At 58.3% G+C, this 24563-nt stretch carries 25 protein-coding genes; 14 read left to right on the top strand and 11 right to left on the bottom strand.

The window, feature by feature from the left end; genetic code table 11:
- Positions 1-6 precede the first annotated feature (6 nt).
- Positions 7-345: a DUF2834 domain-containing protein gene (locus ACEN93_RS02055; protein WP_039768217.1), complete on the top strand. Its 339-nt coding sequence runs from the start codon at positions 7-9 to the stop codon at positions 343-345.
- Here the strand turns inward: ACEN93_RS02055 and ACEN93_RS02050 are convergent.
- Together ACEN93_RS02050 and ACEN93_RS02045 are read right to left on the bottom strand one after the other, a co-directional pair.
- Positions 326-1249 carry a magnesium transporter CorA family protein gene (locus ACEN93_RS02050; protein ID WP_490843245.1) on the bottom strand — a complete coding sequence of 308 codons (924 nt, stop codon included), beginning with the start codon at positions 1247-1249 and terminating at the stop codon, positions 326-328. The genes ACEN93_RS02055 and ACEN93_RS02050 overlap by 20 nt on opposite strands.
- Positions 1250-1256: 7 nt before the next feature.
- On the bottom strand, positions 1257-2831 hold the full coding sequence (locus tag ACEN93_RS02045) for a RimK family ATP-grasp domain-containing protein (RefSeq protein WP_074690672.1): 1575 nt from the start codon (positions 2829-2831) through the stop codon (positions 1257-1259).
- Between the two features lie 92 nt (positions 2832-2923).
- On the opposite strand from ACEN93_RS02045, the gene ACEN93_RS02040 reads away from it, so the two are divergent.
- Positions 2924-4027: a GNAT family N-acetyltransferase/peptidase C39 family protein gene (locus ACEN93_RS02040; RefSeq protein ID WP_039768214.1), complete on the top strand. Its 1104-nt coding sequence runs from the start codon at positions 2924-2926 to the stop codon at positions 4025-4027.
- 5 nt (positions 4028-4032) lie between these two features.
- On the opposite strand, the gene ACEN93_RS02035 is transcribed toward ACEN93_RS02040, so the two are convergent.
- Entirely contained in the window at positions 4033-5178 is a 1146-nt protein-coding gene (locus ACEN93_RS02035) for a PQQ-dependent sugar dehydrogenase (RefSeq protein WP_495610963.1), read from the bottom strand.
- A gap of 50 nt (positions 5179-5228) precedes the next feature.
- Positions 5229-5570: a hypothetical protein gene (locus ACEN93_RS02030; RefSeq protein WP_163975123.1), complete on the bottom strand. Its 342-nt coding sequence runs from the start codon at positions 5568-5570 to the stop codon at positions 5229-5231.
- A gap of 191 nt (positions 5571-5761) precedes the next feature.
- Here ACEN93_RS02030 and ku point away from each other — a divergent pair, with 191 nt between their 5' ends.
- Entirely contained in the window at positions 5762-6622 is an 861-nt protein-coding gene (gene ku, locus ACEN93_RS02025; RefSeq protein WP_039768210.1) for a non-homologous end joining protein Ku, read from the top strand.
- Positions 6623-6663: 41 nt separating this feature from the next.
- Here ku and lpxO read toward each other — a convergent pair whose 3' ends face one another.
- Positions 6664-7563: a lipid A hydroxylase LpxO gene (gene lpxO, locus ACEN93_RS02020; RefSeq protein WP_039768931.1), complete on the bottom strand. Its 900-nt coding sequence runs from the start codon at positions 7561-7563 to the stop codon at positions 6664-6666.
- A 392-nt stretch (positions 7564-7955) separates the two neighbouring features.
- Between lpxO and ACEN93_RS02015 the strand changes: the two genes are divergently transcribed.
- On the top strand, positions 7956-9542 hold the full coding sequence (locus ACEN93_RS02015) for an ABC-F family ATPase (protein WP_039768209.1): 1587 nt from the start codon (positions 7956-7958) through the stop codon (positions 9540-9542).
- A gap of 36 nt (positions 9543-9578) precedes the next feature.
- Here ACEN93_RS02015 and ACEN93_RS02010 read toward each other — a convergent pair.
- Both ACEN93_RS02010 and ACEN93_RS02005 read right to left on the bottom strand, forming a co-directional pair.
- Positions 9579-10804, bottom strand: a protein-coding gene (locus ACEN93_RS02010) for an IS3 family transposase (RefSeq protein ID WP_495610962.1) whose coding sequence is annotated in 2 segments (ribosomal slippage) — positions 9579-10453 and positions 10453-10804 — 1227 coding nt in all. Because the reading frame shifts where the segments join, the coding sequence is not laid out codon by codon here.
- Between the two features lie 217 nt (positions 10805-11021).
- Positions 11022-11993, bottom strand: a complete 972-nt coding sequence (locus ACEN93_RS02005; protein ID WP_495610961.1) for a zeta toxin family protein — start codon at positions 11991-11993, stop codon at positions 11022-11024.
- Between the two features lie 534 nt (positions 11994-12527).
- Between ACEN93_RS02005 and ACEN93_RS02000 the strand changes: the two genes are divergently transcribed.
- Positions 12528-13715 (top strand): MFS transporter, encoded by a 1188-nt coding sequence (locus ACEN93_RS02000; protein ID WP_495610960.1) that lies wholly within the window; start codon positions 12528-12530, stop codon positions 13713-13715.
- Positions 13716-13719: 4 nt separating this feature from the next.
- Here the strand turns inward: ACEN93_RS02000 and ACEN93_RS01995 are convergent, their stop codons facing one another.
- On the bottom strand, positions 13720-14757 hold the full coding sequence (locus tag ACEN93_RS01995) for an alpha/beta hydrolase family protein (protein WP_011334022.1): 1038 nt from the start codon (positions 14755-14757) through the stop codon (positions 13720-13722).
- Positions 14758-14984: 227 nt separating this feature from the next.
- Positions 14985-15596, bottom strand: coding sequence for an FMN-dependent NADH-azoreductase (locus ACEN93_RS01990; protein WP_074690953.1), 612 nt, complete (start codon positions 15594-15596; stop codon positions 14985-14987).
- A gap of 127 nt (positions 15597-15723) precedes the next feature.
- On the opposite strand from ACEN93_RS01990, the gene ACEN93_RS01985 reads away from it, so the two are divergent.
- Both ACEN93_RS01985 and ACEN93_RS01980 read left to right on the top strand, forming a co-directional pair.
- On the top strand, positions 15724-16632 hold the full coding sequence (locus ACEN93_RS01985) for a LysR substrate-binding domain-containing protein (RefSeq protein WP_064596388.1): 909 nt from the start codon (positions 15724-15726) through the stop codon (positions 16630-16632).
- Positions 16629-16988 (top strand): MmcQ/YjbR family DNA-binding protein, encoded by a 360-nt coding sequence (locus ACEN93_RS01980; protein ID WP_085745773.1) that lies wholly within the window; start codon positions 16629-16631, stop codon positions 16986-16988. The genes ACEN93_RS01985 and ACEN93_RS01980 overlap by 4 nt, the downstream gene beginning before the upstream one ends.
- Here the strand turns inward: ACEN93_RS01980 and ACEN93_RS01975 are convergent.
- Both ACEN93_RS01975 and ACEN93_RS01970 read right to left on the bottom strand, forming a co-directional pair.
- The gene (locus ACEN93_RS01975) at positions 16985-17413 is read right to left on the bottom strand and encodes a DUF1294 domain-containing protein (protein WP_039768201.1); all 429 of its coding nucleotides are present in this window, start codon (positions 17411-17413) and stop codon (positions 16985-16987) included. The two genes, ACEN93_RS01980 and ACEN93_RS01975, sit on opposite strands and share 4 nt — an antisense overlap.
- The gene (locus ACEN93_RS01970) at positions 17410-18240 is read right to left on the bottom strand and encodes an undecaprenyl-diphosphate phosphatase (protein WP_085667083.1); all 831 of its coding nucleotides are present in this window, start codon (positions 18238-18240) and stop codon (positions 17410-17412) included. The genes ACEN93_RS01975 and ACEN93_RS01970 overlap by 4 nt, the downstream gene beginning before the upstream one ends.
- A 303-nt stretch (positions 18241-18543) precedes the next feature.
- Between ACEN93_RS01970 and ACEN93_RS01965 the strand changes: the two genes are divergently transcribed.
- From ACEN93_RS01965 to fapD, 7 genes are all read left to right on the top strand, one after another.
- On the top strand, positions 18544-20178 hold the full coding sequence (locus ACEN93_RS01965; protein WP_490843241.1) for a methyl-accepting chemotaxis protein: 1635 nt from the start codon (positions 18544-18546) through the stop codon (positions 20176-20178).
- Between the two features lie 82 nt (positions 20179-20260).
- The gene (gene pnuC, locus ACEN93_RS01960; RefSeq protein WP_495610959.1) at positions 20261-20824 is read left to right on the top strand and encodes a nicotinamide riboside transporter PnuC; all 564 of its coding nucleotides are present in this window, start codon (positions 20261-20263) and stop codon (positions 20822-20824) included.
- Entirely contained in the window at positions 20821-21345 is a 525-nt protein-coding gene (locus ACEN93_RS01955; RefSeq protein ID WP_039768196.1) for an AAA family ATPase, read from the top strand. The genes pnuC and ACEN93_RS01955 overlap by 4 nt, the downstream gene beginning before the upstream one ends.
- 357 nt (positions 21346-21702) lie before the next feature.
- Positions 21703-22152 carry a functional amyloid chaperone FapA gene (gene fapA, locus ACEN93_RS01950; RefSeq protein WP_103386132.1) on the top strand — a complete coding sequence of 150 codons (450 nt, stop codon included), beginning with the start codon at positions 21703-21705 and terminating at the stop codon, positions 22150-22152.
- A complete protein-coding gene (gene fapB / locus ACEN93_RS01945; RefSeq protein ID WP_490841599.1) occupies positions 22153-22725 on the top strand; it encodes a fibril amyloid subunit FapB in 573 nt (190 codons plus the stop codon).
- 73 nt (positions 22726-22798) lie between these two features.
- Positions 22799-23788, top strand: a complete 990-nt coding sequence (gene fapC / locus ACEN93_RS01940) for an amyloid-like fimbrin subunit FapC (protein WP_103386134.1) — start codon at positions 22799-22801, stop codon at positions 23786-23788.
- Between the two features lie 63 nt (positions 23789-23851).
- Positions 23852-24532, top strand: coding sequence for a fibril amyloid maturation endopeptidase FapD (fapD, locus tag ACEN93_RS01935; protein WP_495610958.1), 681 nt, complete (start codon positions 23852-23854; stop codon positions 24530-24532).
- Positions 24533-24563: the final 31 nt, after the last annotated feature.

The following is a 24563-nucleotide window of genomic DNA, read 5'->3' as shown; positions in this document are numbered from 1 at the left end:
GAATACCTGATGTCCATCGCCCTGCCCCTCACCGCTTTGATCGCCTTTGGCGGCTATACCGTTTCCGTGATGCTTCAGGCCGAACAGTCGCTGATCGACTTCGGCATCAGCCTGATGTCGCGGCCCGACACGGCGCAAGTGGTGATCGACCTCTACCTGCTGGCGACCCTGGCCGGCATCTGGATGTACAAGGATGCGCGCAAGCGTGGGCAGTCGGGCTGGTCGGTGGTGCCGTATCTGTTGCTGACGGCGGTATTTGTTTCGGTCGGGCCGTTGTTGTACCTGGTGGTCCGGGGCCTGCAGGATCGCGAGCGTTCGGCACCGGTCATTTCGCCAGACGCCTGAGCCCGAACAGCATCCCGCCCGCCCCCAGCAGCATCGCCGCCAGAAACAACGGGTACGACACCCACCACGGCGTCCCGGCGGTCATCATGCTGAACTCCGACATGCCGCCGATGCTCGCAATCAGGTTGAGCGGCAGGAACACCACGTTGATCAGCGTCAGTTTGCGCAGCAGGTTGTTCATGCTGTTGTTCATCAGGTTGCCCCGGGCGTCGATCAGCCCGGAGAACACCGTCGAATAGATTTCCGCCTGCTTGTAGCACTGGTTGTTTTCGATGATCAGGTCGTCGATCAGGCCGATCGCCTCGCTGCCGAAATGCTGTTTTTCCGCGTGATTGCGCAGCCGCGTGAGCACCGCGCCGTTGCTGTGCAGGGCGTTGATGTAATAGATCAGACTTTCGCTGAGGTTGAACATCTGCACCAGATGCTGGTTTTGCATCGAGGCGTTGAATTTCTGCTGCAACTCCCGGGCGACCAGTTTGATCACCTTCAGATGCCCGAGGTAGTGATGGATGTTGTTGAACAGCAGGTCCAGCAACACATCCAGCGGCGTGTTCAGTGGCTGACGTGTGCCGATACCGTGCAACGGCGTGTCGTCTGTGGCGATGACCAGCAACTGGCTCGGCGAAAACAGCAAACCGCAGGACGACACCTCGAATGCCAGGCTGCCGCCCCCGGAATAGTTTTCCGGGCGTTTCCAGATCAGGAACAGATGATCGGGGTGAAACTCGATCCGTGACACCTCGTCCGGGTCGAGCGCCGAGGCCAGCGCGTGTTCATCGAGTTTGAAGTGACTGTGCAGCAAGTCGCGCTCGGCGGCGTCGGGGTCGCTGAACAGCATCACCTCGGCGTCCAGCCGCTCGACCCGCTGCAAGGCGCCGTGATTGAGTGCAAAGCTGTTGATCATCGGCCGCTCACCAGGCCTGACCACGACGTTTGAGTTCGAGGCGTCGCACGAACTCTTCAAGTACCAGCGAATACAGGTCGTCCTGCAGGTAGGCGTCCTCGATGCCGGCGTCGAGGTTAGGGTTGTCGTTGACCTCGATCACCACCACCTTGTCGCCGGCCTGTTTCAAATCGACGCCATACAAGCCATCGCCGATCAGGTTGGCGGTCTTCACCGCCAGTTCCACCACCGCGCGCGGCGCTTCGTGGATGGCCAGCGTGCGGCATTCGCCGTTGACATCCTGGCCCTTGGCCTTGTGGTTGTAGATCTGCCAATGACCCTTGGACATGAAGTACTGGCAGGCAAAGATCGGTTTACGGTTGAGCACACCGATGCGCCAGTCGTACTCGGTGTAGAAAAACTCCTGAGCCAGCAACAACACCGAGTGTTCGAACAGCTCGGCGGTGGCTTCCAGCAAGGCCTGCTGGCTCTCGACCTTGATCACGCCACGGGAGAAACAACCATCAGGGATCTTCAGCACCAGCGGAAAACCGAGGCGTTCGCCGACCCGCTCGAAGTCTTCGGGTCGCTCCTTGTAGAGAATTTCCGTGGCCGGCATGCCCAGTTGATGGCTGTTGAGCAGGTCGGTGAGGTAGACCTTGTTGGTGCAGCGCAGGATCGACGTCGGGTCGTCCATCACCACCAGCCCTTCGCTTTCGGCCTTCTTGGCGAAGCGGTAGGTGTGGTTGTCGACGCTGGTGGTCTCGCGGATCAGCAGGCCGTCGTACTCGGCCAGCCTTGCGTAGTCCTTGCGTTCGATCAGCTCGACATCGATGCCCATGCCCTTGCCGACCCGCACGAAGTTTTCCAGTGCGCGGGCATTGGACGGTGGCAAGGCTTCCTGCGGATCATGCAGGATCGCCAGGTCATATCGCGCTACTTGCGGCGAACGCGGTACACGCCAGATCTTGCGACTGAAGCCGTCCAGCGCATTGGCGAACTGATCTTCCTGATCGTCGCGCAACTTGTGCAAGGCGCCAGACTTTATTCCTTCGATGTGCCAGCCGTTAGTTCGACGAAACTCAACTAACAGAATCGGACACGGAAATACTTCAAACAATTGCCGGGCCAGATCCTGCAACGGCTCGATATGGGTTCTGCCGAAATAAAGTGTCAGCGTAAAACCTTCAGTGTCGCTGTAGAGATGATGGCTGAGGGCTTTTTCCAGGGTTTTATCCAGGTCATCCAGTGCCAGGCCATAAAGAGATTTTCGGGTCAGCTCGCTGATGGTGCGTACCGACGGAATCACCTTGTGCCCTCGGGCTTCAGCCAGCAGAGAGCAGTAGTAACCGTGGCCCAGGTACTTGTAGCTGCGGCAAAGGTTGATCACCTGCACCCGTTTTCCCGGCTCGCTGTCGGGGGGCTGTTCGAGGTATTCCTGGGCCGTCAGGATGTCTTCGCTGGGGAAATACGAGGCCCAGTCTTCCTTGCGTTCGACGATGATCAACACTTGACTGGAAGTTCTGATCTGCGGTTTTAAATAAGTTGCCGATGGCAAACTTTGACTGGATACTTCGCGCCAATGACCCTGTACCGCTGACATAGAAATTGATCCGTTGGAGAACAAGACCTTTTCTATTAAGCACGAAGTTTTTCGAAAGTCCCGTTTCGTTACGCAACTTTTACGGTGGTCATATGAATGCTGTTTTTCGGCTGGCGGTCATTGAGGATTTGCCAGCGTTGCTCGCGCTGGAGATGCACTGTTTCACCACGGACCGGCTCACCCGCCGCAGTTTCCAATGGATGATCACCCGGGCCCACGGGCAATTGTGGGTGGCCGAACGCGAGGGTCAACTGGCCGGTTATGCGCTGGTGTTGTTTCATCGCGGCACCTCGCTGGCCCGTCTGTATTCCATTGCGATTGCCCCCGAGGCGCGCGGCGGTGGTCTGGGCAAGCAACTGCTGCAACGGATCGAGGCGTGCGCGCTCGAGCACGACTGCGCCTACCTGCGTCTGGAAGTGCGCACCGACAATCCGGCCGCCATCGCCCTGTACGAGCGCAACGGTTACCGGCACTTTGCGCTGATCCATGACTACTACGAGGATCACGCCGACGCGCTGCGCCTGGAGAAACGCATTCTCCAGCACCGCGACTCACGCAACATCAAGGTCCCCTATTACCGACAAACCACCGACTTCACTTGCGGCCCGGCCTGCTTAATGATGGCCATGGGTGCGTTGCAGGCCGAACGTTTGCTTGAGCGGCGCGAGGAATTGCAGTTGTGGCGTGAGGCAACCACGGTGTTCATGACGGCTGGTCATGGCGGTTGCAGCCCACAGGGTCTGGCACTGGCAGCGTGGCGCCGGGGTTTTAAAGTGCGTTTGCAACTGAGCATGAGCGGGCCGCTGTTTCTCGACGGAGTCCGTGACGCGCATAAAAAAGACGTCATGCGCCTGGTGCATGACGAGTTCATGGCACAACTGAACGACACCGATGTCGATCAAGTCAGCGGCGTAGCGCTGGATTTACCCACGTTGCTGGCCAACGGTGGCCAGCCCTTGGTGCTGATCAGCAGCTATCGGCTAACCCGTTCCAAGTCGCCGCACTGGGTGATCGTCACCGACTGCGACGAAGACTTCGTCTACCTGCACGACCCGGATGTCGATCACAGCCAGCATCGCCAGCCCATGGACTGCCAGCACGTGCCGGTCAGCCATGGGGAGTTCGAGAAAATGTGCCGCTTCGGTCGTGGAAAATTGCGGGCGGCGGTGGTGCTTTACGCTCGCTCACCCGCGTGAAGGGTTCATTTGAGTCCGATTTTGTACAGCGAGCCGTCGGACTCATCGGTCAGCACATACAGGTAACCGTCCGGCCCCTGACGCACGTCACGAATCCGCTGTTTCAGTTCGCCCAGCAAGCGTTCTTCATGCACCACCTTGTCGCCGTCGAACTGCAAGCGGATCAGCTCCTGCGTCACCAGCGCACCGATGAACACGTTATGCTGCCAGGGTTTGAAGCGATCGGCATCGTAGAAGGCCATGCCGGTGACGCCCGGGGATTTTTCCCAGACATGGTGCGGCCCGACCGTGCCTTCGGCGGTCTTGCCCTTGGCTTCCGGGATCGGTTGCATGGAGTAGTTGATGCCGTGGGTTGCCAGCGGCCAGCCGTAATTTTTGCCGCGCTCGATGATGTTCACTTCATCGCCGCCGCGCGGGCCGTGCTCGTTTTCCCATAAGGTGCCGGTCCATGGATTGAGTGCGGCGCCCTGGGGATTGCGGTGGCCGTAGGACCAGATCTCCGGGCGTACGCCGGACTGGCCGACAAAGGGATTGTCGTCCGGCACCTTGCCGTCGGGGTAGATCCGCACGACCTTGCCTTGCAGCTTGTCCAGGTCCTGCGCGGTCGGGCGGTCGTTGTTCTCGCCCAGGGTGATGAACAGATAACCGTCCCGGTCGAACACCAGCCGCGAGCCGAAGTGATTGCCGACCGACAGTTTCGGCTCCTGGCGGAAGATCACATTGAAGTCCTTCAGGGTTTTCAGGTCATCCGACAGGCGCCCGCGCCCCACCGCCGTTCCGGCCTTGTCACTTGCACCACCGCCCTCGGCGTAGGACAGGTACACGAGGCGATCCTGTTTGAAATCCGGTGACAGCACCACATCGAGCAATCCGCCCTGCCCCTTGGCCCAGACGTCCGGCACACCGGTGATCGGCGCAGACAGCTTGCCGTCGGCATCCACTACGCGCAGGTTGCCGGGGCGTTCGGTCACCAGCATGCCCTGGCGATCAGGAAGGAAGGCCAGGGCCCATGGGTGCTCGAGGCCCTGGGTAATCGTTGTGACTTCAAGGGTGCCCTGCTCGCTTTGCAGTTCTTTGGGAGCGGCGGCGAACGCCGGGGCAGTGATCAGTGCAGTGGCACACAGGCCAGCCAGAAGGGTTTTACGCAACATGCACGATTCCTTTTGTTCGTTTGAAGGGCTGACAGAAGCGGTTCTGCCATTCAACGGTTGCTCCCGCTGTCACGGGCTGGAGGGTTGGGGATGAAGGTGGGTGGCGTGCTCGGCACGGAGCGCAGCGGCTGGCCATTGCCGATGCCGCGGTTTTCCAGGGTCGGCGGCCGTGGCACAGGCACCGTATTCGGCCCGCGAACAGGCGGAGCACTGGGCTGGGTGCCCTGCATGCTGTTGGGATTCGCCCGGCGGATCGGGCTGTTGTAGGGGTTGTTGCTGTTGCCGGTCGGACTTTGTGCCAGCAACAGCGATGTATGGCTTATTGCGCCATCGGCGTGAACCAGCCCGCCACTGAGGGCGAGCAACGCAATGCCAAGCAGGAAACGGTTCATGAACGGCCTCTTTCGGTGCGCAGGGACTAGAGCCTTCGAGTCCACGCTACGCCGTGGGTTCGCATTTGTTAACCCGTCACCGCTAAACAAGATGTAACACGGCTTGACCTGACGTTTAGCGGCACCCAGCAAACAACGGAAACTTTTACGCCGGGCCACGGGTCACCCGAACATCACTCGGAGAACAGCACATGGCTCGGGCAATCTGGAAAGGCGCAATCAGTTTCGGTCTGGTCCACATCCCCGTGGCGCTGGTCTCGGCGACGTCATCCCAAGGCGTCGACTTCGACTGGCTCGACAGCCGCAGCATGGACCCGGTCGGCTATAAACGGGTCAACAAGGTCACTGGCAAGGAAGTCACCAAGGAGCACATCGTCAAAGGTGTTCAGTTCGAAAAAGGCCGCTATGTGGTGCTCAGCGAAGAAGAGATCCGCTCGGCACACCCGGTTTCGACCCAGACCATCGATATCTTCGCCTTTGTCGACAGTGAACAGATCCCGCTGCAGAACATCGACACGCCCTATTACCTGGCTCCGGACAAGCGCGGCGGCAAGGTCTACGCCTTGCTGCGTGAAACCCTGAGCAAAACCCGGAAGGTCGCCCTCGCCCGAGTGGTTTTACATACGCGTCAATACCTGGCGGCGCTTATGCCTCTGGAGTCGGCGCTGGTGCTGGTGAAGTTGCGCTGGCCGCAGGAAGTGCGCAGCCTGGACGAACTTGAGCTGGGCAGCGAAGTGACCAAGCCGCAACTGGCCAAAGGCGAACTGGACATGGCCAAACGGCTGGTGGAAGACATGACAGCGGACTGGACGCCCGAGGATTACAACGACGAGTTCGAAGACAAGATCATGGCGCTGGTGGACAAAAAGGCCCATGAAGGCAAGATCGAAGACGTTGAGACCGTCTCTGCAGAAGAAGAGCGCAAAACCGCAGATGTTATCGACCTGACCGAACTGCTCAAGCGCAGCTTGGGCGGAAAAGCTCCGGCCAAACCGGCGAAGAAGACCGCCAGCAAGACAACAGCGGCGAAGAAAACCAAAAAGGCCTCATGAAAATGAAATCGGGCGACTGTCTTTAACAGTCGCCCGATTCGTCAGATCAGGATGAAGATCGCCAGCAGACCGCCGAAGATCGCCCACTTTTCCATGTAGTAGAGTTTGCGATTGCGCTTTTTGAGCTCTTTTCCGCGCAGGCGAATCTTGTAGATTTTGGTAAATAACCGGTTGATGCCACCGGTGCGGTCACCCGCATCGTTCGGCGCACCGGCCGCCGACATCACGGTGCGGCTGAACCAGCGGTTGAACGCCGCCGCCCAGCGATACTTCATCGGGCGCTCGATGTCACAGAACAGGATGATGCGGTTCTGGTCGGTGGTGTTTTCCGCGTAATGAATGAACGTCTCGTCGAACATCACCGCTTCGCCATCGCGCCAGTGATAGTTCTCGCCATCGACGTTGATGTAGCAACCGGCGTCGTTCGGCGTTTCCAGGCCCAGGTGATAACGGTAGGAACCGGCGTACGGGTCGCGGTGACGCACCAGTTTCGAGCCCGGCGGCAGCTCGGCGAACATCGCAGCCTTGATCGAGCCGATGCTCTGCACCAGTTCGGTGGTGCGCGGGCACAGTTGCAGCGCCGACGGGTGGCTGTCGCCGTACCACTTCAGGTAGAAACGCTTCCAGCCGGTCTTGAAGAACGAGTTGAAACCGACGTCGTCGTACTGGTTGGAACGTTTGATTTCGCCGGCGCGCAGCAGGTTACGACCTTCTTCACGGATTTCTTCCCAGTGGGTCTGCAACGGAGTCAGATCGGGAAAGTCCTTTGGATCAAGGTAAGGCGTGTTGGGCTTTTTCGAGAACAGATAAAGGAAGCAGTTGATCGGTGCCAGGAACGAAGAGTGATCGCTCAGTTGACGACCGAGTTTGTGGCGTACGCGACCGCGCAGGTGAACGTACGCAATGGAAATGACATATACAGCGGCAATGATGAGTTTCACGGAAATCGTCACACGTCAGAGGTGAACAAACTGCGCGCCTTTCGGGCTGTGGCCCAAGGTCTGTGGCAGTGGTCTGAAATCAAAAAAAACGTCCCGGTGGCGCATCCTTGAGCCCATGCCGGACAAGGCATTGGGTGAATGGATGGCATTTTAGCCACAGTTTGTAACCAATAGTGAACCTTCATCTGTGAAAAACTGTCTCGCGATTGCGCCAAACGGCAATCGGAATGTCACCGCCCTATCGTTTAAAGAGCCAGACCAGTACAATCGCCGCCAAACTTTACGCGCCCCCCTTGGTTGATGACGGGATTGCCCCGCCTCAGCGCACTTCGACTCGGGCCAAGCGCTCCGGCTGCACCCTCGCTACTCAGCACGCTTCGCAGGAAAAACCTTTGATTTCTACAGCTAACATCACCATGCAGTTCGGCGCCAAGCCGCTGTTTGAAAACGTTTCGGTCAAATTCAATGGCGGCAACCGCTACGGCCTGATCGGCGCCAACGGTTGCGGCAAGTCAACCTTCATGAAGATCCTCGGCGGCGACCTCGAGCCGTCCGGCGGCCAGGTCATGCTGGAGCCGAATGTACGCTTGGGTAAATTGCGCCAGGATCAGTTCGCCTACGAAGAATTCACCGTGATCGACACGGTGATCATGGGTCACGAAGAGCTGTGGAAGGTCAAGGCCGAGCGCGATCGCATCTACTCGCTGCCGGAAATGAGCGAAGAAGACGGCATGGCCGTGGCCGAGCTGGAAACCGAGTTCGCCGAGATGGACGGCTACACCGCCGAATCTCGCGCCGGTGAACTGCTGCTGGGTCTGGGCATTCCGCTGGAACAGCACTTCGGCCCGATGACCGAAGTCGCGCCGGGCTGGAAGCTGCGTGTTCTGTTGGCTCAGGCACTGTTCTCCGATCCGGAAGTGCTGCTGCTCGACGAACCGACCAACCACCTGGACATCAACACCATCCGCTGGCTGGAAACGATTTTGACGGCGCGTAACAGCACCATGATCATCATTTCCCACGACCGTCACTTCCTGAACAGCGTCTGCACCCACATGGCCGACCTGGACTACGGCGAGCTGCGTCTGTTCCCGGGCAACTACGACGAGTACATGACCGCGGCGACTCAGTCCCGCGAGCAACTGCTGTCGGACAACGCCAAGAAGAAAGCCCAGATCGCCGAACTGCAAACGTTCGTCAGCCGCTTCTCGGCCAACGCCTCGAAAGCCAAGCAGGCCACTTCCCGCGCCAAGCAGATCGACAAGATCCAGCTGGCCGAGGTCAAGCCATCGAGCCGCGTGAGCCCGTTCATCCGTTTCGAACAGACCAAGAAGCTGCACCGCCAGGCTGTGACCATCGAGCAGATGTCCAAGGGCTTCGACGGCAAGACCCTGTTCAAGAACTTCAGCTTCACAGTTGAAGCCGGCGAGCGCGTGGCGATCATCGGCCCGAACGGTATCGGCAAGACCACCCTGCTGCGCACGCTGATGGGCGAACTGACCCCGGACGCAGGTTCGGTGAAGTGGACCGAAAGCGCGGAGCTGGGCTATTACGCTCAGGACCACGCCCACGATTTCGAAGACGACGTCAGCCTGTTCGACTGGATGGGTCAGTGGACTCAGGGCGAGCAAGTGATCCGTGGCACCCTGGGTCGCATGCTGTTCTCCAACGACGAAATCCTCAAGTCGGTGAAAGTGATTTCCGGTGGTGAGCAAGGCCGCATGCTGTTCGGCAAGCTGATCCTGCAAAAGCCGAACGTGCTGGTGATGGACGAACCGACCAACCACCTGGACATGGAATCGATCGAGGCGCTGAACCTGGCGCTGGAAAACTACCCGGGCACGTTGATTTTCGTCAGCCACGACCGTGAGTTCGTATCGTCCCTGGCCACCCGCATCATCGAGCTGAGCCCGAACGGCGTGACCGACTTCAGCGGCACCTACGACGACTACCTGCGCAGCCAAGGCGTGGTGTTCTGAAAACTTGTCTAGTCCTGAAATAGGTTTACACCTGTTTCACCCTAACGCCCGATGCACCGCATCGGGCGTTTTGTATTTTAAGGACAGGTGCGGGCGCTCCTGGTTGTAGATCAAGATCGCCTCCCGCACCATTTGTTCTGCTTGCGCCAAGTCTGTCGGCCGGTGGAGCAAGAGCTCTGTCTTCAAGATGCCGTTGACCCGCTCTGCCAGGGCGTTTTGGTAGCAGTCGTAGCCATCAGTCATTGAGCACGTGATGCCATGCTTGGCATGGAGCTTTTGATAAAACGCCGAGCAGTACTGCACACCTCGATCTGAGTGATGAACCAGTTTCTGGCATGTTCGACGCGTCTTCAAAGCCATGCGCAAGGCTTGAGCCACCGAGTCGGCATGTAAGCTGCTATGCACGTGATAGTCGACTATTTTTCTCGAGAAGGCATCCGTCACCAGACTCAAATAAACCGGATCGTCACGCTTGGTGGACAGATAAGTGATATCGGCCACCCAGACCTGTTCCGGACCGGTAGCGACAACTTGCGACGGGCCTGGTTTGAGCAGATTGGGATGGCAGCGGAAGTGATGATGACTGTCGGTCGTTTTGTGATAAGCCCGCTTCCTGCGGACCAGTTGGCGGTAATCACGCAAGACCGCCAATAACCGATCGCGGCCGACATGCAGCTCCTGTTTCTCACGCTCCGCGTGCATCAACGAGTGCAATTTGCGGGCGCCAATGCAGGGTTGGCGTACTCGGATTGTCTGCACAAACTGGATGAGTTTCTGATCTTGCTCGATACGAGCCCGATAGACGCGATTACGTTTGTAAAAGGCTTGGCGACTGATCCCCATAAACTGGCAAGCCCTGCTGACACTCAGGGTTTGGGTCTGCGCAACGACTTGCCGGGCCGCTTTTTTACGACAGAAACGCCGTAGTCGTTCTTCAGTACGTCCACCACGTCTTCAAAAAACTTGGCTTTCTGATTCGCCAGCGCCAACTGCTCCTCAAGCTCTTTGATTCTCTGCTCGGGAGTTAAGGGCAAAGTGGGCTCGTCCATCGGTCGGTTCCTTTGGGAACGAATGGAGGCGCCTTGGCTCCAGTCTTGCCGACCATGCTTGCGTAACCAAACCAACACCGTCGACCGACCCTGAATTCCGTAGCGCCGTTGAGCCTCTTTATAACTCAACTCGCCTTTTTCGACTTGGTCGACAACCGACAATTTAAAAGTCAGCGTGTAATCGCGTTGACTGCGTTTTGCGCCCGAATCCATTGCACCCTCCTGATAAGAAGCCAGAAGGTGTAAACCTTATTCAGGACGAGACAACTACTACAAAAAAGCCCTGTCTTTGTGACAGGGCTTTTTTGTTTCACTGTTCACCGGGAAGTCATCACTTTCTTCCCGGCAAAGCTTGGACATTCCAGTAGTTTTGTACGATGCATTTGGAGAATGATTGCATCATCCAAACCACAATCAACATCCACTCACATTAACGAATAGCATACTTAAGGATATAAGAATAAAGACCATTCACCGCAGGCTCTGCAAACTTATGATCAACTTCCAGAGCACCCGACAGGATTGAGTGACATTCAAACACCATCTTCTCCCGACCAAATCGATAAAATATCGCACCGTCTGCAATGTCGGCAAACGCTTTGTAAACACTGGCTACCGCAGCACCGCCCTTATATTCGATACTCACTTTGTTCGACGCAGCGGGTAATGAAACACCACCAATGACGACTGCTTGAGGCACCAGTTCCCCGGTATCTACACAAAGACTACGGCATATCATCTTGCTATTTTTGTCAGTACCGAAACTACGTTCGTACAAGGCTATCTCCGACCCCTTCACCTTGGAGCAGGCTTCCTCGAACGCCGTCAAAACAGCTTTGGCATTCGCCATTCCCGCGTCCAGGTCTCGTAGAGAAACGAAACGCTCCAGTTTGTTGTTCTTTGCGCTGTCCAGCGCTCGTGAAATGGTCGACACATGCGCAAAATCCTTTTTACAAGCGATGACATGAACCTCATATTGATAGCGGCTGGCGTGTTCCCCCTTTTGAAATTCTGCAAACTCGTAAGTTTCAAGGCCAACCTCCATTATGATGCTGTACTTCTCTCGCAGCGCTTTCTCAAAAATCATGCCCCCCAAATCCCTGACAAACTGATCGGTCTTATTGTAGGCAAAGCCCACGCCATGTTTCACGATCTCTTGGTATTGCGGATGAAGGGTCCGGAAATGTGGCTCGTACAGCGGGACATAATTTGAATAGCGACAAGTGTCGAGCAACTCATTGAGCAGATGTGTTTTGCCGGCACCCTCTATGCCGGCAACCACAAGCATTTTTGGCGAAGATCCCTCATCTGAAACTGCCATTCTTTCGTCGAATAACTTCTTTTGCAGTCCAAGAAAAGCGTTTTTTACGTCCTGTTGCGTATAAGAAAATTTGCCAGTCATATTATTAAGTTCCTTCTCAATTGAAATAAGTCCTTTTAAAAATCCGCACTGAAAATCGACAACTACTATTGACAATCGCCAAGCCAATTCAAAAGACAACCAAAGCTAAAACCATTAAATAAAATGAATCAATCCAGAAAGCACAACAATATATTTCAGAAAAAAATCGATAAACGTTCAGGGCGACATCCTACAAAACAAGCAGTGATGGACTACTGGGCAGACACTAATACGCTACTTATATAACAAGAAATATCCGCGCTTATTCAACGAACCGCCCTATGCTTGATTTAAGGTTTTCATTTCTATAAACACCCTGTTTCCTATAAACCAGTCATGCTGCCCCTACTGAAAGAACTACCCGGCTCAAGTATGCAGGGTGTCAGTAGTCGGCCCGATCCTTCGGATTCCCACGACACCAACCTGTTCAGCGTGATGTACGATCATTGAAGATGAATAGTTAGCCTGCTTTCTTTTATCTCGGCGCCACGCCATGATGCGGACTCTCCCACCGCCGCCCGCGAACGAGTCCTCATGTCTGCGCAGCAACAGCCACCGCAAAGCTCCCTGGCGATCACCCTGCAGATCGTCTCCATCGTTTTCTATACCTTTATTGCCTTCCTCTGCATCGGCCTGCCGATAGCGGTACTGCCCGGCTACGTGCATGAACAGCTGGGTTTCAGCGCCGTGATCGCAGGGCTTGTGATCGGCTCGCAATACTTGGCCACCCTGCTCAGCCGGCCCATGGCCGGACGGATGTCGGACACGGTCGGCACCAAGCGGGCGATTGTGTATGGCTTGTCGGGGATCGTGCTCAGCGGTGTGCTGACGCTGGTTTCGACGCTGTTGCAGAGCTTGCCGCTGTTGAGCCTGTCGACCCTGATTGTCGGTCGCCTGTTGCTGGGGATTGCCCAGGGCTTGATCGGCGTCGGCACCATCAGTTGGTGCATGGGCCAGGTCGGTGCCGAACACACGGCACGCTCGATTTCGTGGAACGGCATCGCGTCCTACGGTGCGATTGCCATCGGCGCGCCATTGGGCGTAGTAATGGTCGCCGATTATGGTTTCGAGAGCCTTGGCATTGCGTTGTCGCTACTCGCGGCCGGCGCCTTGCTGCTGATCCGCAATAAGCCTTCAGTGCCTGTGGTGCGCGGTGAACGCCTGCCGTTCTGGGCGGTGTTCGGACGGATTGCGCCGTTCGGCGCCAGTCTGAGCCTGGCGTCGATTGGCTATGGCACGCTGACCACCTTCATCACCCTGTATTACCTCAATCGCGGCTGGAGCGGCGCTGCGTATTGCCTGACGGTGTTCGGTGTGTGTTTCATCCTTTCGCGGCTGCTCTTCATTTCCGCCATCGGCCGTTTTGGCGGATTCACCTCGGCGATTGCCTGCATGACCATCGAAACTGTCGGCCTGGTCATGCTGTGGCTGGCGCCCTCGACCGCGTATGCCTTGGTCGGCGCCGGTCTGGCCGGGTTCGGCCTGTCGCTGGTATACCCCGCGCTGGGCGTCGAGGCGATCAAGCAGGTGCCCAACTCCAGTCGCGGCGCCGGGTTGAGTGCTTACGCGGTGTTTTTCGATCTGGCGCTGGCGATTGCCGGCCCGTTGATGGGCGCGGTGGCGTTGAATCTGGGCTATTCGTGGATTTTCTTCAGTGCGGCCGTGCTGTCCGTGACCGGACTGGCGTTGACCTTGCTGCTCAAGCGCCGGGCCATGGCGTAAACGCTCACTGATCCGCCGTCTGCATCCCCGCGCGGGTCGGCCGGCCCAAGGCATGGGAGAAGAACCGCCCGGCCTCGGAAATCAGGTTGCGGTGGATGTCTTCGCGATCCACGCCATCGGCATCGGTGCACAAGGCGGGCATCGCACGAATCTGCTCTTCATTGCATGGCGCCATGAACACGAAGTGCCCTGCCCCGGCCAGCAATTTGAAGTCGGGTGCGGTCGGCAGCTTGCGCGCCAGGGCGGCGGCGTTTTTGTCGAAGGCCACCAGTTTGTCGCCGTCACCGCTGTAGAGCAGCACCGGCACATGCACATCGGCCAGCGTATGGCGACCGAACTTCAGACTCAGCGGCGCCATCAGCAGCAACGCATGCACCCGCGGATCGGCCACCGGTTGCAGATCGTCGCGGTCGACAATCAGCTCGCCCTGGGTGTTGCAGGCGTCGCGGTCGTCCGGGCGCTCCTGGCAGTAACGGCGCAGGCGATCCAGATCCGGCTGCGCGCCGGACAGAATCAACGCCGTTTCGCCGCCCGCCGAATAGCCGATCACGCCAACCTGCTCGGCGTTCACGTACGGCGCGAGCATGCGGTCGCCCAGCGTGGCGGTAATGGCTTCGGAAATCTGGATCGGCCGGCCGTAGAGATTGCTCAACGTGCCGAGGCGGCTGTGATCCTTGGAGTTGTCGCCAGGGTGAATCACCGCCACCACCACGAACCCCTTGCGTGCCAGTGACGTAGCCAGGTCGTGCAGCGCCAGCGGCGTGCCGGTGTTGCCGTGAGAGAGCATCAGCATGGGGAAACGGCCAATGGCAACTTTGGTGTCTTCGCCGGCCTCGACCGAATAGCCTTCGAGCAGGCTCAGGTGTTCGCGGTCGCTGGAGGGATAGAACGCGATGGCGCGCATCGGTTGCAGGTCAAGCGGGTCGAGGAACGTCATCTCGTGATAACCGACGCTCCAGCGCGGGTGCTGCCCGGGCGCAGCGTGCACTGAATTCAGGCTGCCAAGCAGGCAAATCAGTAACGCTGCACAAAGACGCATCATGGGATGCCCCACCCTGTTGTTACTCAATCGAAAGATCCGTTGTGTTCGACGCCCGAAATTCGGTACTCCGGCGCGGCGTTGCACTCAGACGTTGATCATCAGACTGCATAACCCGGGCCAGATTATGTAACAGTCAGAAACAAAAAACTCCGTATCTGGCCCTTGCGGAACCAGAATACAGAGTTTTTGGGGATTTGCCTGAACAGGAGCTGTTCTTTACGCAAGCCTTACGCGGCGGCGAACAGCTGCTCGCTGATCTTCGCTTGAGCGGCGCTCATGGCGTTGTTGCGCACTTCTTCACCGTAGGCCAGGCCTTCAGCACGCACAACTTCGATGTCGGTGATGCCGAGGAAGCCAAAGACCAGTTTCAGGTAGTCTTCGTGCGCCACGCCCGAAGCTTGACCGGCGTGGATGCCGCCAGCGGTGGAGACGATCACGACTTTCTTGCCACCGCACAGGCCTTCTGGGCCGGCTTCGGTGTAACGGAAGGTCTGGCCGGCGACGGCGATGCGGTCGATCCAGGCTTTGAGCTGGGTCGGCACGGTGAAGTTGTACATCGGGGCAGCGACGACGATAGCGTCAGCGGCGATGAATTCGGCCAGGGTGGTGGCGCTCAGTTCGGCTTCGTGCTGTTGTGCGGCGTTGCGCAGTTCAGCGGTGGTGCCAGCAGCCACCAGGGTGGTCGACGAGAAGTGGCTGATGGCGTCAGCGGCCAGATCGCGGTAGGTCACGACAGCGCTTGGCTCGGCGACTTGCCAGGCTTTAGTGACTTGACTGCTCAGCTGACGGGAAGCGGAGTTGTCGCCCAGAATGCTCGAATCGATGTGCAGCAGTTTCATGTGGAATCTCCTGGAATGAATCGCCGGTGGCGACGGAATGGAGACAATCCTACCGACGAAACCAATAGCTGATTAGACGGCAACAATGCGATAGTTTGTCCCACTGATAGAACAGTCGGATTTCCCCATGCAAGACCTCAACGATCTCTACTATTTCGCCAAGGTGGTCGAGGCTGGCGGTTTCGCCGCCGCCGGCCGCTTGCTCGGCATTCCCAAGTCACGCCTGTCGCGGCGCATCGCCGAGCTGGAAGAACGCCTCGGCGCACGTTTGCTGCAACGCACCACCCGCCAATTGAAGCTGACGGCGGTCGGCGAACGCTATCTGCGTCACTGTCAGGCCATGCTGCTGGAAGCGGAAATGGCCGATGAAACAGTGGCCAGCATGTCCAGCGAGCCTCGCGGACGCTTGCGGGTTTCCAGTCCCACGGGGCTGGCCCATGAAATGCTGCCGGTGGTGATCAGCAATTTCCTTGGCAAATACCCTCAGGTGCAGCTGGAAGTCACCCTGATCAATCGACGGGTCGACCTGATCACCGAAGGCATCGACGTGGCCCTGCGCGTGCGCGAACACGGCGATGAAGAACCGATGCTGGTGACCCGCCGCCTGCGTCAGGCGCAGATGGTGGTGGTCGCAAGCCCTTCCTTTATGCAGGGCGTGGAAATCAATCATCCGCAGGACCTGAAGAACCTGCCGGTGCTGGGCGCCCTGGAGGCCGATCGCATGGTGCATGTGCGCCTGCTCGATCAGCACGGCAAGAGTTGCGATCTGGCGCTGGAAGCCCGGCTTGGCATCGACGATTTCATCGTGCGCAAGGCCTGTGTGTTGGCCGGCCAGGGTTTCACCCTGCTGCCGATGATGTATTGCGAAACGGAACTGAACAACGGCACGCTGGTGCAGTTGTTGCCTGATTGGTCACTGCCCGGCGGCTGGCTGCAAGCGGTGTATCCGCATCGGCGCGGGGTGATGCCGGCGGTGCGCGCGTGGATCGATCATCTGGTCGAATCGTTCAATGCCTGTGGAGAACGGCTGTTATGAAACAAGGAAAGATGAGCGAACAGGATGTCGCGGACTTCTGCCTGGCCCTGCCCGGTGCCAGGGAAGACTACAAATGGGGTGGCGTGCGAGTGTTTTCGATTGCCGGCAACAAGATGTTCGCCTTGCAGGGGCTGCGCGGTGATTCGCTGGCGTTCAAGGTCGACAAGGACCTGTTTCTCGGTCATTGCGACCGGCCGGGCATTCACCCGGCGCCGTACCTTGCCCGGGCGCAATGGATCATCATGCACCCGCCCTACCCGCTGGGCGCCGAGGAACTGCAAGGCTTGCTGCAGCGTTCCCACCAACTGGTGGTCAGCAAGCTGCCCAAGCGCGTGCAGGTCGGACTGCTGCTTTAGAACAACGCCAGGAGGTTCGAACCGAGAAACAACTGATCGATCCAGAACACCTGATGCAAAGCCACAATCATCCAGAACAACACCTGAAACGACACCTTGCGCGTCTTGTGCCGGAAGACCTGCTGGGCGATCAACGCGCCCGGCCAGCCACCGGCCAGTTCCACCGCGTGCAGGATGTTTTCCGGTGTGCGCCAGGCGTCGGCGCGGGCCTTGCGCTTGTCCGCCCAGTACAGGAAAAACGCCAGCACGCTGACCAGCCCGTAGGCCGTCAGCGGCACCAGGGAAATCCCGCGCAGCCACATCGACAATGAGCCGAACAGTGGCAACGCGCAGACGATCAGCAGCACCACCAGCTTCAATTTCAGATGCTGAATATTGCCACCGGAAGGACCGCGATCCGGGCGGCGTGCGCGGGAATCACTCATGGCTGGGCGGCCGTCCAGTCGACCCAGCCGAACTGCCAGGTCGCCAGAATCACCAGACCGAAGACGATCCGGTACCAGGCAAACGCCGCGTAGCTGTGGCTGCCGATGAACTTGAGCAGGCCGCGCACCGCGATCATGGCGAAGATGAACGCGGTGACGAAACCGATGGCGAATACCGGGAAGTCCGCCGGTACGAACAGGTCGCGATACTTGTAGCCCGAATACACCGCCGCACCGACCATGGTCGGCATCGCCAGGAAGAACGAGAACTCGGTGGCGGTCTTGCGCGACAGGCCAAACAACAGGCCGCCGATGATGGTCGAGCCGGAGCGCGAAGTGCCGGGGATCATCGCCAGGCACTGGGCGAAGCCGATCTTCAGCGCATCCGTCCAGCGAATCTCGTCGACCGTTTCGGCGTGCACTTCATGCTGACGCTGCTCGGCCCACAACATCACGATGCCGCCCACCACCAGCGCGGCGGCCACGGTGATCGGATTGAACAGGTAGTGGTGAATCAAGTCGGCGAAGACCACTCCCAGCACCACGGCGGGCAGGAAGGCGATCAGCAGGTTGGCGGTGAAACGCCGCGCACTTGGCTGGGTCGGCAGGCCAATGACCACGTCGAGAATCTTGCGTCGGAATTCCCAAACCACCGCGAGAATCGCACCAAGCTGGATGATGATGTTGAACGCCATGGCCCGCTCGCCTCCGAAATCGAGCAAGTCGGCAACAATGATCTGGTGTCCGGTACTGGAAATGGGCAAAAACTCCGTCAGCCCTTCTACAACTCCTAGAATCAGTGCCTGCAAGGCCGTCCAAAGATCCATCAATCCCCCAGAGAGCGATGCACAGAGGCATGCCCCGATAGTATTTTTTACGTTCACTGCGTTCAGCGTAGCTGGTTAAAGCTGTACCGATTCCGCGCGCACAGGATCCACACGAAACAGTCAAAATTCCGTGAAAAATCAATTTCGATTCAGGTTTTCACGCGCGGGGCCGAAATCCTAACAGACAAGCCGTAATAGCGCTGCCGCGTTATACGACTTGGGTCGCGTATGCCCGGTCACCGAAACGTGGTTGGATGCTGGCGGTGGTTTATTACAAGAAAAAGAATCCGGAGTGACAGCGTTATGAACAGCTTGCGCAGTGTGTCGATCAGCCGACGCTTGTGGCTCATCTTGATTGTGGCCGTGGTCATGCTGTTGACGTTGGGCGTGTTGATGCTCAAGCAGATCCATGATGACCTCTACCACGCCAAGGCCCAGAAAACCCAGCATGTGGTGCAGACCGCCAGCGGTTTGCTGACTTACTACCAAGGTCTTGAAGCGGCAGGCACCCTGACCCGCGATGTGGCACAGAAACAGGCGCTGACCGCGATCCGTGGCCTGCGCTATGACCAGAATGACTATTTCTGGATCAACGACCTCACGCCCGTGATGGTCATGCACCCGACCAATCCCAAGCTCGAAGGCCAGAACCTCTCGGCGATCCGCGACCCGGACGGCTTTGCGGTGTTCAATGAAATGGTCGCCATCGCCAAGGCCAAGGGCGCCGGCATGGTCAACTATCGCTGGCCCAAGCCCGGTGCCAGTGAACCGGTGGCCAAGACCTCTTACGTGAAACTGTTCGAGCCATGGGGCTGGGTCATCGGTTCGGGCGTGTACGTCGACGACGTGCAGGCGGAGTTCCAGGACCAGGTGATCAAGGCATCCGTGGTCGGACTGGTCATCGCGGTGATCATGGCGCTGCTGGTGATTCTGATTGCCCGCAGCATCGTTCGTCCGTTGCAGGAAACCGTGAACGCCATGGCCAACATCGCCAGCGGCGAAAGCGATCTTACCCGCAGCCTCGATACTCACGGCCAGGACGAAGTCACTCAACTGGCCCATCATTTCAACGCCTTCACCGCCAAGCTGCGTCGGGTGATCGGTGAATTGCAGCTGTCCGCCAGTGCATTGGGCCAATCGTCCAGCGAGCTGGGCAACGATGCTGCGCAGGCCCAGCAACGCAGCCAGCAGCAGTCGCAGCAGATGGAGCTGGTTGCCACTGCCGTCAACGAAGTGACCTACGGCGTACAGGACGTAGCGAAGAACGCCGAACACGCCGCCAGCGAAATGCGTGACGCCGAAGCCCAGGCCCAGCAGGGCCAGATCAACATTGACGGCAGTCTGCAACAGATCGACAAGCTCTCCGGCACCATCGATCAAGCGGTAGAAGTCATCCGCACGCTGGCGACTGAAAGCACACAGATCGGCAGCGTGCTGGAGGTGATCCGCTCGATCGCCGAGCAGACCAACCTGCTGGCCCTCAACGCCGCGATTGAAGCGGCTCGGGCCGGCGAACAGGGTCGCGGGTTTGCAGTGGTGGCCGACGAAGTGCGTTTGTTGGCGCAGCGCACGCAAAAGTCCACGGCGGAAATCCAGACGATGATCGAACGCCTGCAAAACCACTCCGAAGCCGCCGTAAAGGTGATCGGCGACAGCAGCAAGGCTTCGCAACTGACCATCGAACAGGCGGGTCTGGCCAGCGCCAGTCTGAATGCGATCGGCCAGGCCCTGCGTAACCTCAATGGCCTGAACGCCTCGATTGCCAGCGCAACGCTGCAACAGGCACACGTGGTCGAAGACATCAACCAGAACGTTACCCAGGCGGCGGGTTTGTCTCACAGCACGGCACTGGCGGCCGAGCAGTCGAGCGTGGCGAGTGTGAAACTCGGCCAGCTCAGCGAACAACTGAACGGGCTGCTGCGCCAGTTCCGCGTCTGATCCCTGCAACAGGTGGGAACTCGTTTCCCACCTGTTTTTCGGTACAATCCGCCCCCTCTTTTATTCCCCCCAAGGAACCTGCATGTCCGGGCTTGAACTGTTTGCGGCCGCCCTCGGCGTGATCGCCGTGTGGCACACGGTCAAACAGAATCCGTGGTGCTGGCCGATCGGGCTGGTCATGGTGTCGCTCTACACCTGGGTGTTCTTCGAGGTGAAGCTGTATTCGGACATGCTGCTGCAGGTGGTTTATGCCGGGCTGCAAATCTATGGCTGGTGGCAATGGACACGGGCCGGGACGATGCATGACGGGCGCGAAGTCAGCCGGCTCGACAATCGCTCGATTGCGCAGGGCCTGGCCATCGGTGCGGTGGGCAGTCTGCTGCTGGGCGCGGCCATGGCCCATTGGACCGACGCGGCGCAACCGTGGCTCGACGCCGCGCTGACCGGCTTCAGCCTGGTCGCGCAGTTCTGGATGGCCCACAAACGCCTGCAATGCTGGGCGTTGTGGTTCGTGCTGGATGTGATCTTCGTCGGGCTGTTCCTCTATAAAGGGCTGTACCTCACGGCGGCGCTGTATGCCCTGTTCACCCTGATCGCGGTGCAAGGCTGGCGCGAATGGCGTGCCGATCCGGCGTTACAACGATGAAAGTGATTGTTCTGACCGGTCCCGAGTCCACGGGCAAGAGCTGGCTGGCCGCCGGAATTCAACAGCAGTTCGGCGGTTTGCGGGTGGACGAATATGTGCGCTGGTTCATCGAGCAGAACGCACGCGATACCTGCCTCGCCGACATCCCGGAAATCGCGCGCGGCCAGTTGCAGTGGGAAGACGCAGCACGCGCGCAGCAGCCGCGCCTGTTGATTCTCGACACGCATTTGCTGAGCAACATGCTGTGGAGCCGGACGTTATTCGGCGAGTGCCCGCCCTGGCTGGAAACCGAGTTGCTGGCCCGTCATTACGACCTGCACCTGCTCCTGTCCCCGGAGCAGATCGAATGGACGGACGACGGTCAGCGCTGCCAGCCCGACTTGAGCGAACGACTCGCGTTCTATCAGGCGACCCGGACGTGGCTGGAAAACCATCGCCAACCCTTGCAGATCATCAAGGGCGACTGGGCCGAACGCCAGCAGCAGGCCTTCGACGCGGTGCGCACCCTGCTCGCGGACTGACCCGATTTGCGGGGCGTTTGACCCGTTGTATCCCCCTGGTTTGGGGGAAAAGTGTCCGTTCCTGAAACACTCCTTCAGGTGCAAAGTGCCCGTCTCAAGGCCCTTCATCCCTTTGTCATCCGACTTGTTACGCCACTGAAACACCTGCGCGCAAACCCTTGGTCCAGAGCTTTGCGCTGTCTTTAAAGGGTTGCGCAGGCAGTGTTTTGTTTCATCGATGAAACAGCTGTTGTATCAGCCCCACGCTCAATCCACTCAACACATTGAAACGCAAAGACATTTCAAAAGCGGCACAGCTTTCGCTCTCTCCTTCACAACGCTGAACAGGCTCAGCCCACTGAAGAAGGAATTGCCGTCGTGGGGAATATCAAAAAAGCCTTTACTTGCCTTCTGCTGATCGGATCAGCCGCCAGCCCCTTTCTCAGTTTCAACGTTCAGGCCGAAGGCAATGGCGTGATCGTGCTCAATCGTGATGTCCAGCCGATCCCGATCGGTCGCAGCGGTGGCAAAGATCCGTACCCCACCACCGTCAATGCCAATCCTTCGGGCCGCATCGATCAGGCGATGACCAGCACCGAACTCAACGACGGTGAATTTGCCAGTGTAGCCAGCGGATCCTCGATTCGCGGAAGTATCACCACCCCGACTTCGAACATCCCCGGCATGAACACTGTGACCAATCCGAATGGCTTGCCTGGTATGGGAGGCGGTCACGGCGGCGGTGCCGGCGGCTCGATCTCCAATACCGTCAACCGTGCCATGAGCTCCGGTCTTGCCCCTCTGACTCGCATGGCTGGAGGCCAATAAATGAATCGCTCTCTGCTCCTGATCGCCCTCCTCGGCTGCACCAGCGCAATGGCTGACCCGAGTTCCGTGAACAACGCGAACATTCAGGAAACCGGCATCCAGTATCGCGGCAACTACAACGTCAACCAGGCGGCCGGCGACCAGATGCAACAGACCAACACCAAAGCAATCGCCATTGGCACCAATGCCAGCGCGACCACCAGTGTCATCCAGCACATCAACACGCCCGCCGACCGTACGGGCAATGCCAGCGCCAACATCGGCGGCAACTCTTTCACTAACGGCAACGGGATCCTGGGCGTGAACCAGGGTGCCGGGGCCAACAACCAGATGGCCAACGTGACGCGCGTCAGCATCAGTGCTGCCCCGCAGAGCGTTGACGATAGCGCCCTTTCTCAACAGAACGTGGCGTTGTTACCGAGCTCAGGAGCAACTGGTACCTCACCCGGCAGTCGCCAGGTCACGACAAGTGATCAGGCCTTCACCGGCAGCCGAGGGGTAATCCAGGTGAACCAGAGTGCCGGGGTGGGGAACCGAATGGCTAACACCCTGAGCATCCGGGTCGCTGACTGACCCAAACAACAAAAGCAGTGCAATTAGAAAGTACCAACACTTAACCAACTAATAAGCACGACGGAGAAACACCATGAAACCTACAATGGCCCTCAAACCACTGGTTTTCGCACTCGCAGCAGTGATGGCAATCGCAGCACAGGCAGGCGGTCGTGATGATAATCACGGTCATGGTAACGGGCATGGCAACCATGAACCAAAAGGCCCAACCCTGGAACAACTGCTGCAAATCGGCGCTGGCGCCGGGGCGGCAGTGCTCGACACGCAAAGCAGCTCTGGCAACCTGGTCGGCAACCAAGGCACCAAAAATGATGCCAACGTCAACAACTCGGCCAATGGCACCAACGGCAACGTTGGCATGAACAACACCGCCGGCGATGGCAACCAGCAAGACAATGCCGCCGCTCTGGCAACTGCCGATGAAAGTTTCATCTTCGGCTCTGCGGTGTCGGTCTCCAGCGCAACTCAAGTCAACACCAACAACGCCGTTGCGAACTACTCCACCACCAACAACGCCAACCTCAACAACGTAGGTAACGGCGGTTCCGGCAACATTGGCGTGAACAACAGTGCCGGCAACTTCAACCAACAGAAAAACAACCTGGCAATTGCTGTATCGGGTGGTCGTGTAGCTAACGCCGCTGCTGCTGCGAACCAAAGCTCCACTGGCCTGACCGTAGCCAACAACGGCACTCAAACCTACAAAAAAGATACCCTCACCGGTACTTTCGCCGGGGCTGGCGCGTTCTACGCGAAGGGCACTGCAAAAATCGAAGACGACGATCACGGTCATGGCGGATATGGCAATAACGACAGAGGCCATGGTGGCGACAAAGATCAAAAAGCCAAATTCGAAGCAGTGGGCGTATTCGGCCTGGCAGGTGTGACCACTCAACAAGTGATGACCCCTGATGGCTGGAAAAACCCTGTGACCAACAACGCTTCCATCTCCAATGTTGGTAACAACTTCTCGGGTAACGCTGGTTACAACAACGCCGCTGGTGTTGGCAACCAACAAAGCAACTCGCTGTCCATCGCCGCAGGTTGCAAAGCCTGCATGTAATCGCGATCGAAACGAAAGCCCCGGAAACGGGGCTTTTCCTCAGTCCGCAAAGGCGTATCGATCATGCGTAAAACTGCTCTCTTCGCTCTGCTTTGTGTCTGTGGCCTGACTCAGGCCGGTCAGATGCCCGTCGCTGCCCTGCCTGGCGGCACGCTCGTCTACAAGAACGTGCAAAGCATTCGTGAGCGCAAGTTTGCCGACATCGTCGAACAGAAAACCGACTTCAGCTGCGGCGCCGCCGCACTGGCAACGGTATTGCGCCAGGCTTATTGGCTCGACGTCGATGAGGAGCACATCATCAAAGGCATGCTGGTCAACGCTGACCAGGACCTTGTTCGTACTCAAGGTTTCTCCATGCTCGACATGAAGCGCTACATAGAAAGCATCGGCATGCGCGCCAGGGGCTACAAGATTCCACCGGAAAAGCTCGACGCAGTCACGATCCCGGTGGTGGTACTGATGGAAATTCGCGGCTACAAGCATTTCGTGGTGATGCAGCGGGCGGACAAGGATTGGGTTTACATCGGAGACCCGGTTTTAGGACACAAACGCTACTCCCATGATGACTTTGTCAAAGGTTGGAACGGTATTGTCTTTGCCATCGTCGGCCCCGGATATGACAAGGCCAATGCCTTGCGCAGCCCTCCGATACCGGTGACGGCCAAAAACAAGCTGGATGCCTTCAACCCGGTCAAAGATGCTGAATTGATGGACTTCGGGTTCATACAGAGCGACTTCTTTTAATCGCCGATTACAAGAGTGGGGCTGGATGTCC

The sequence above is a fragment of the Pseudomonas sp. Pseusp21 genome (genome assembly GCF_059492145.1).
This window is presented reverse-complemented; position numbering and strand designations above follow the sequence as displayed.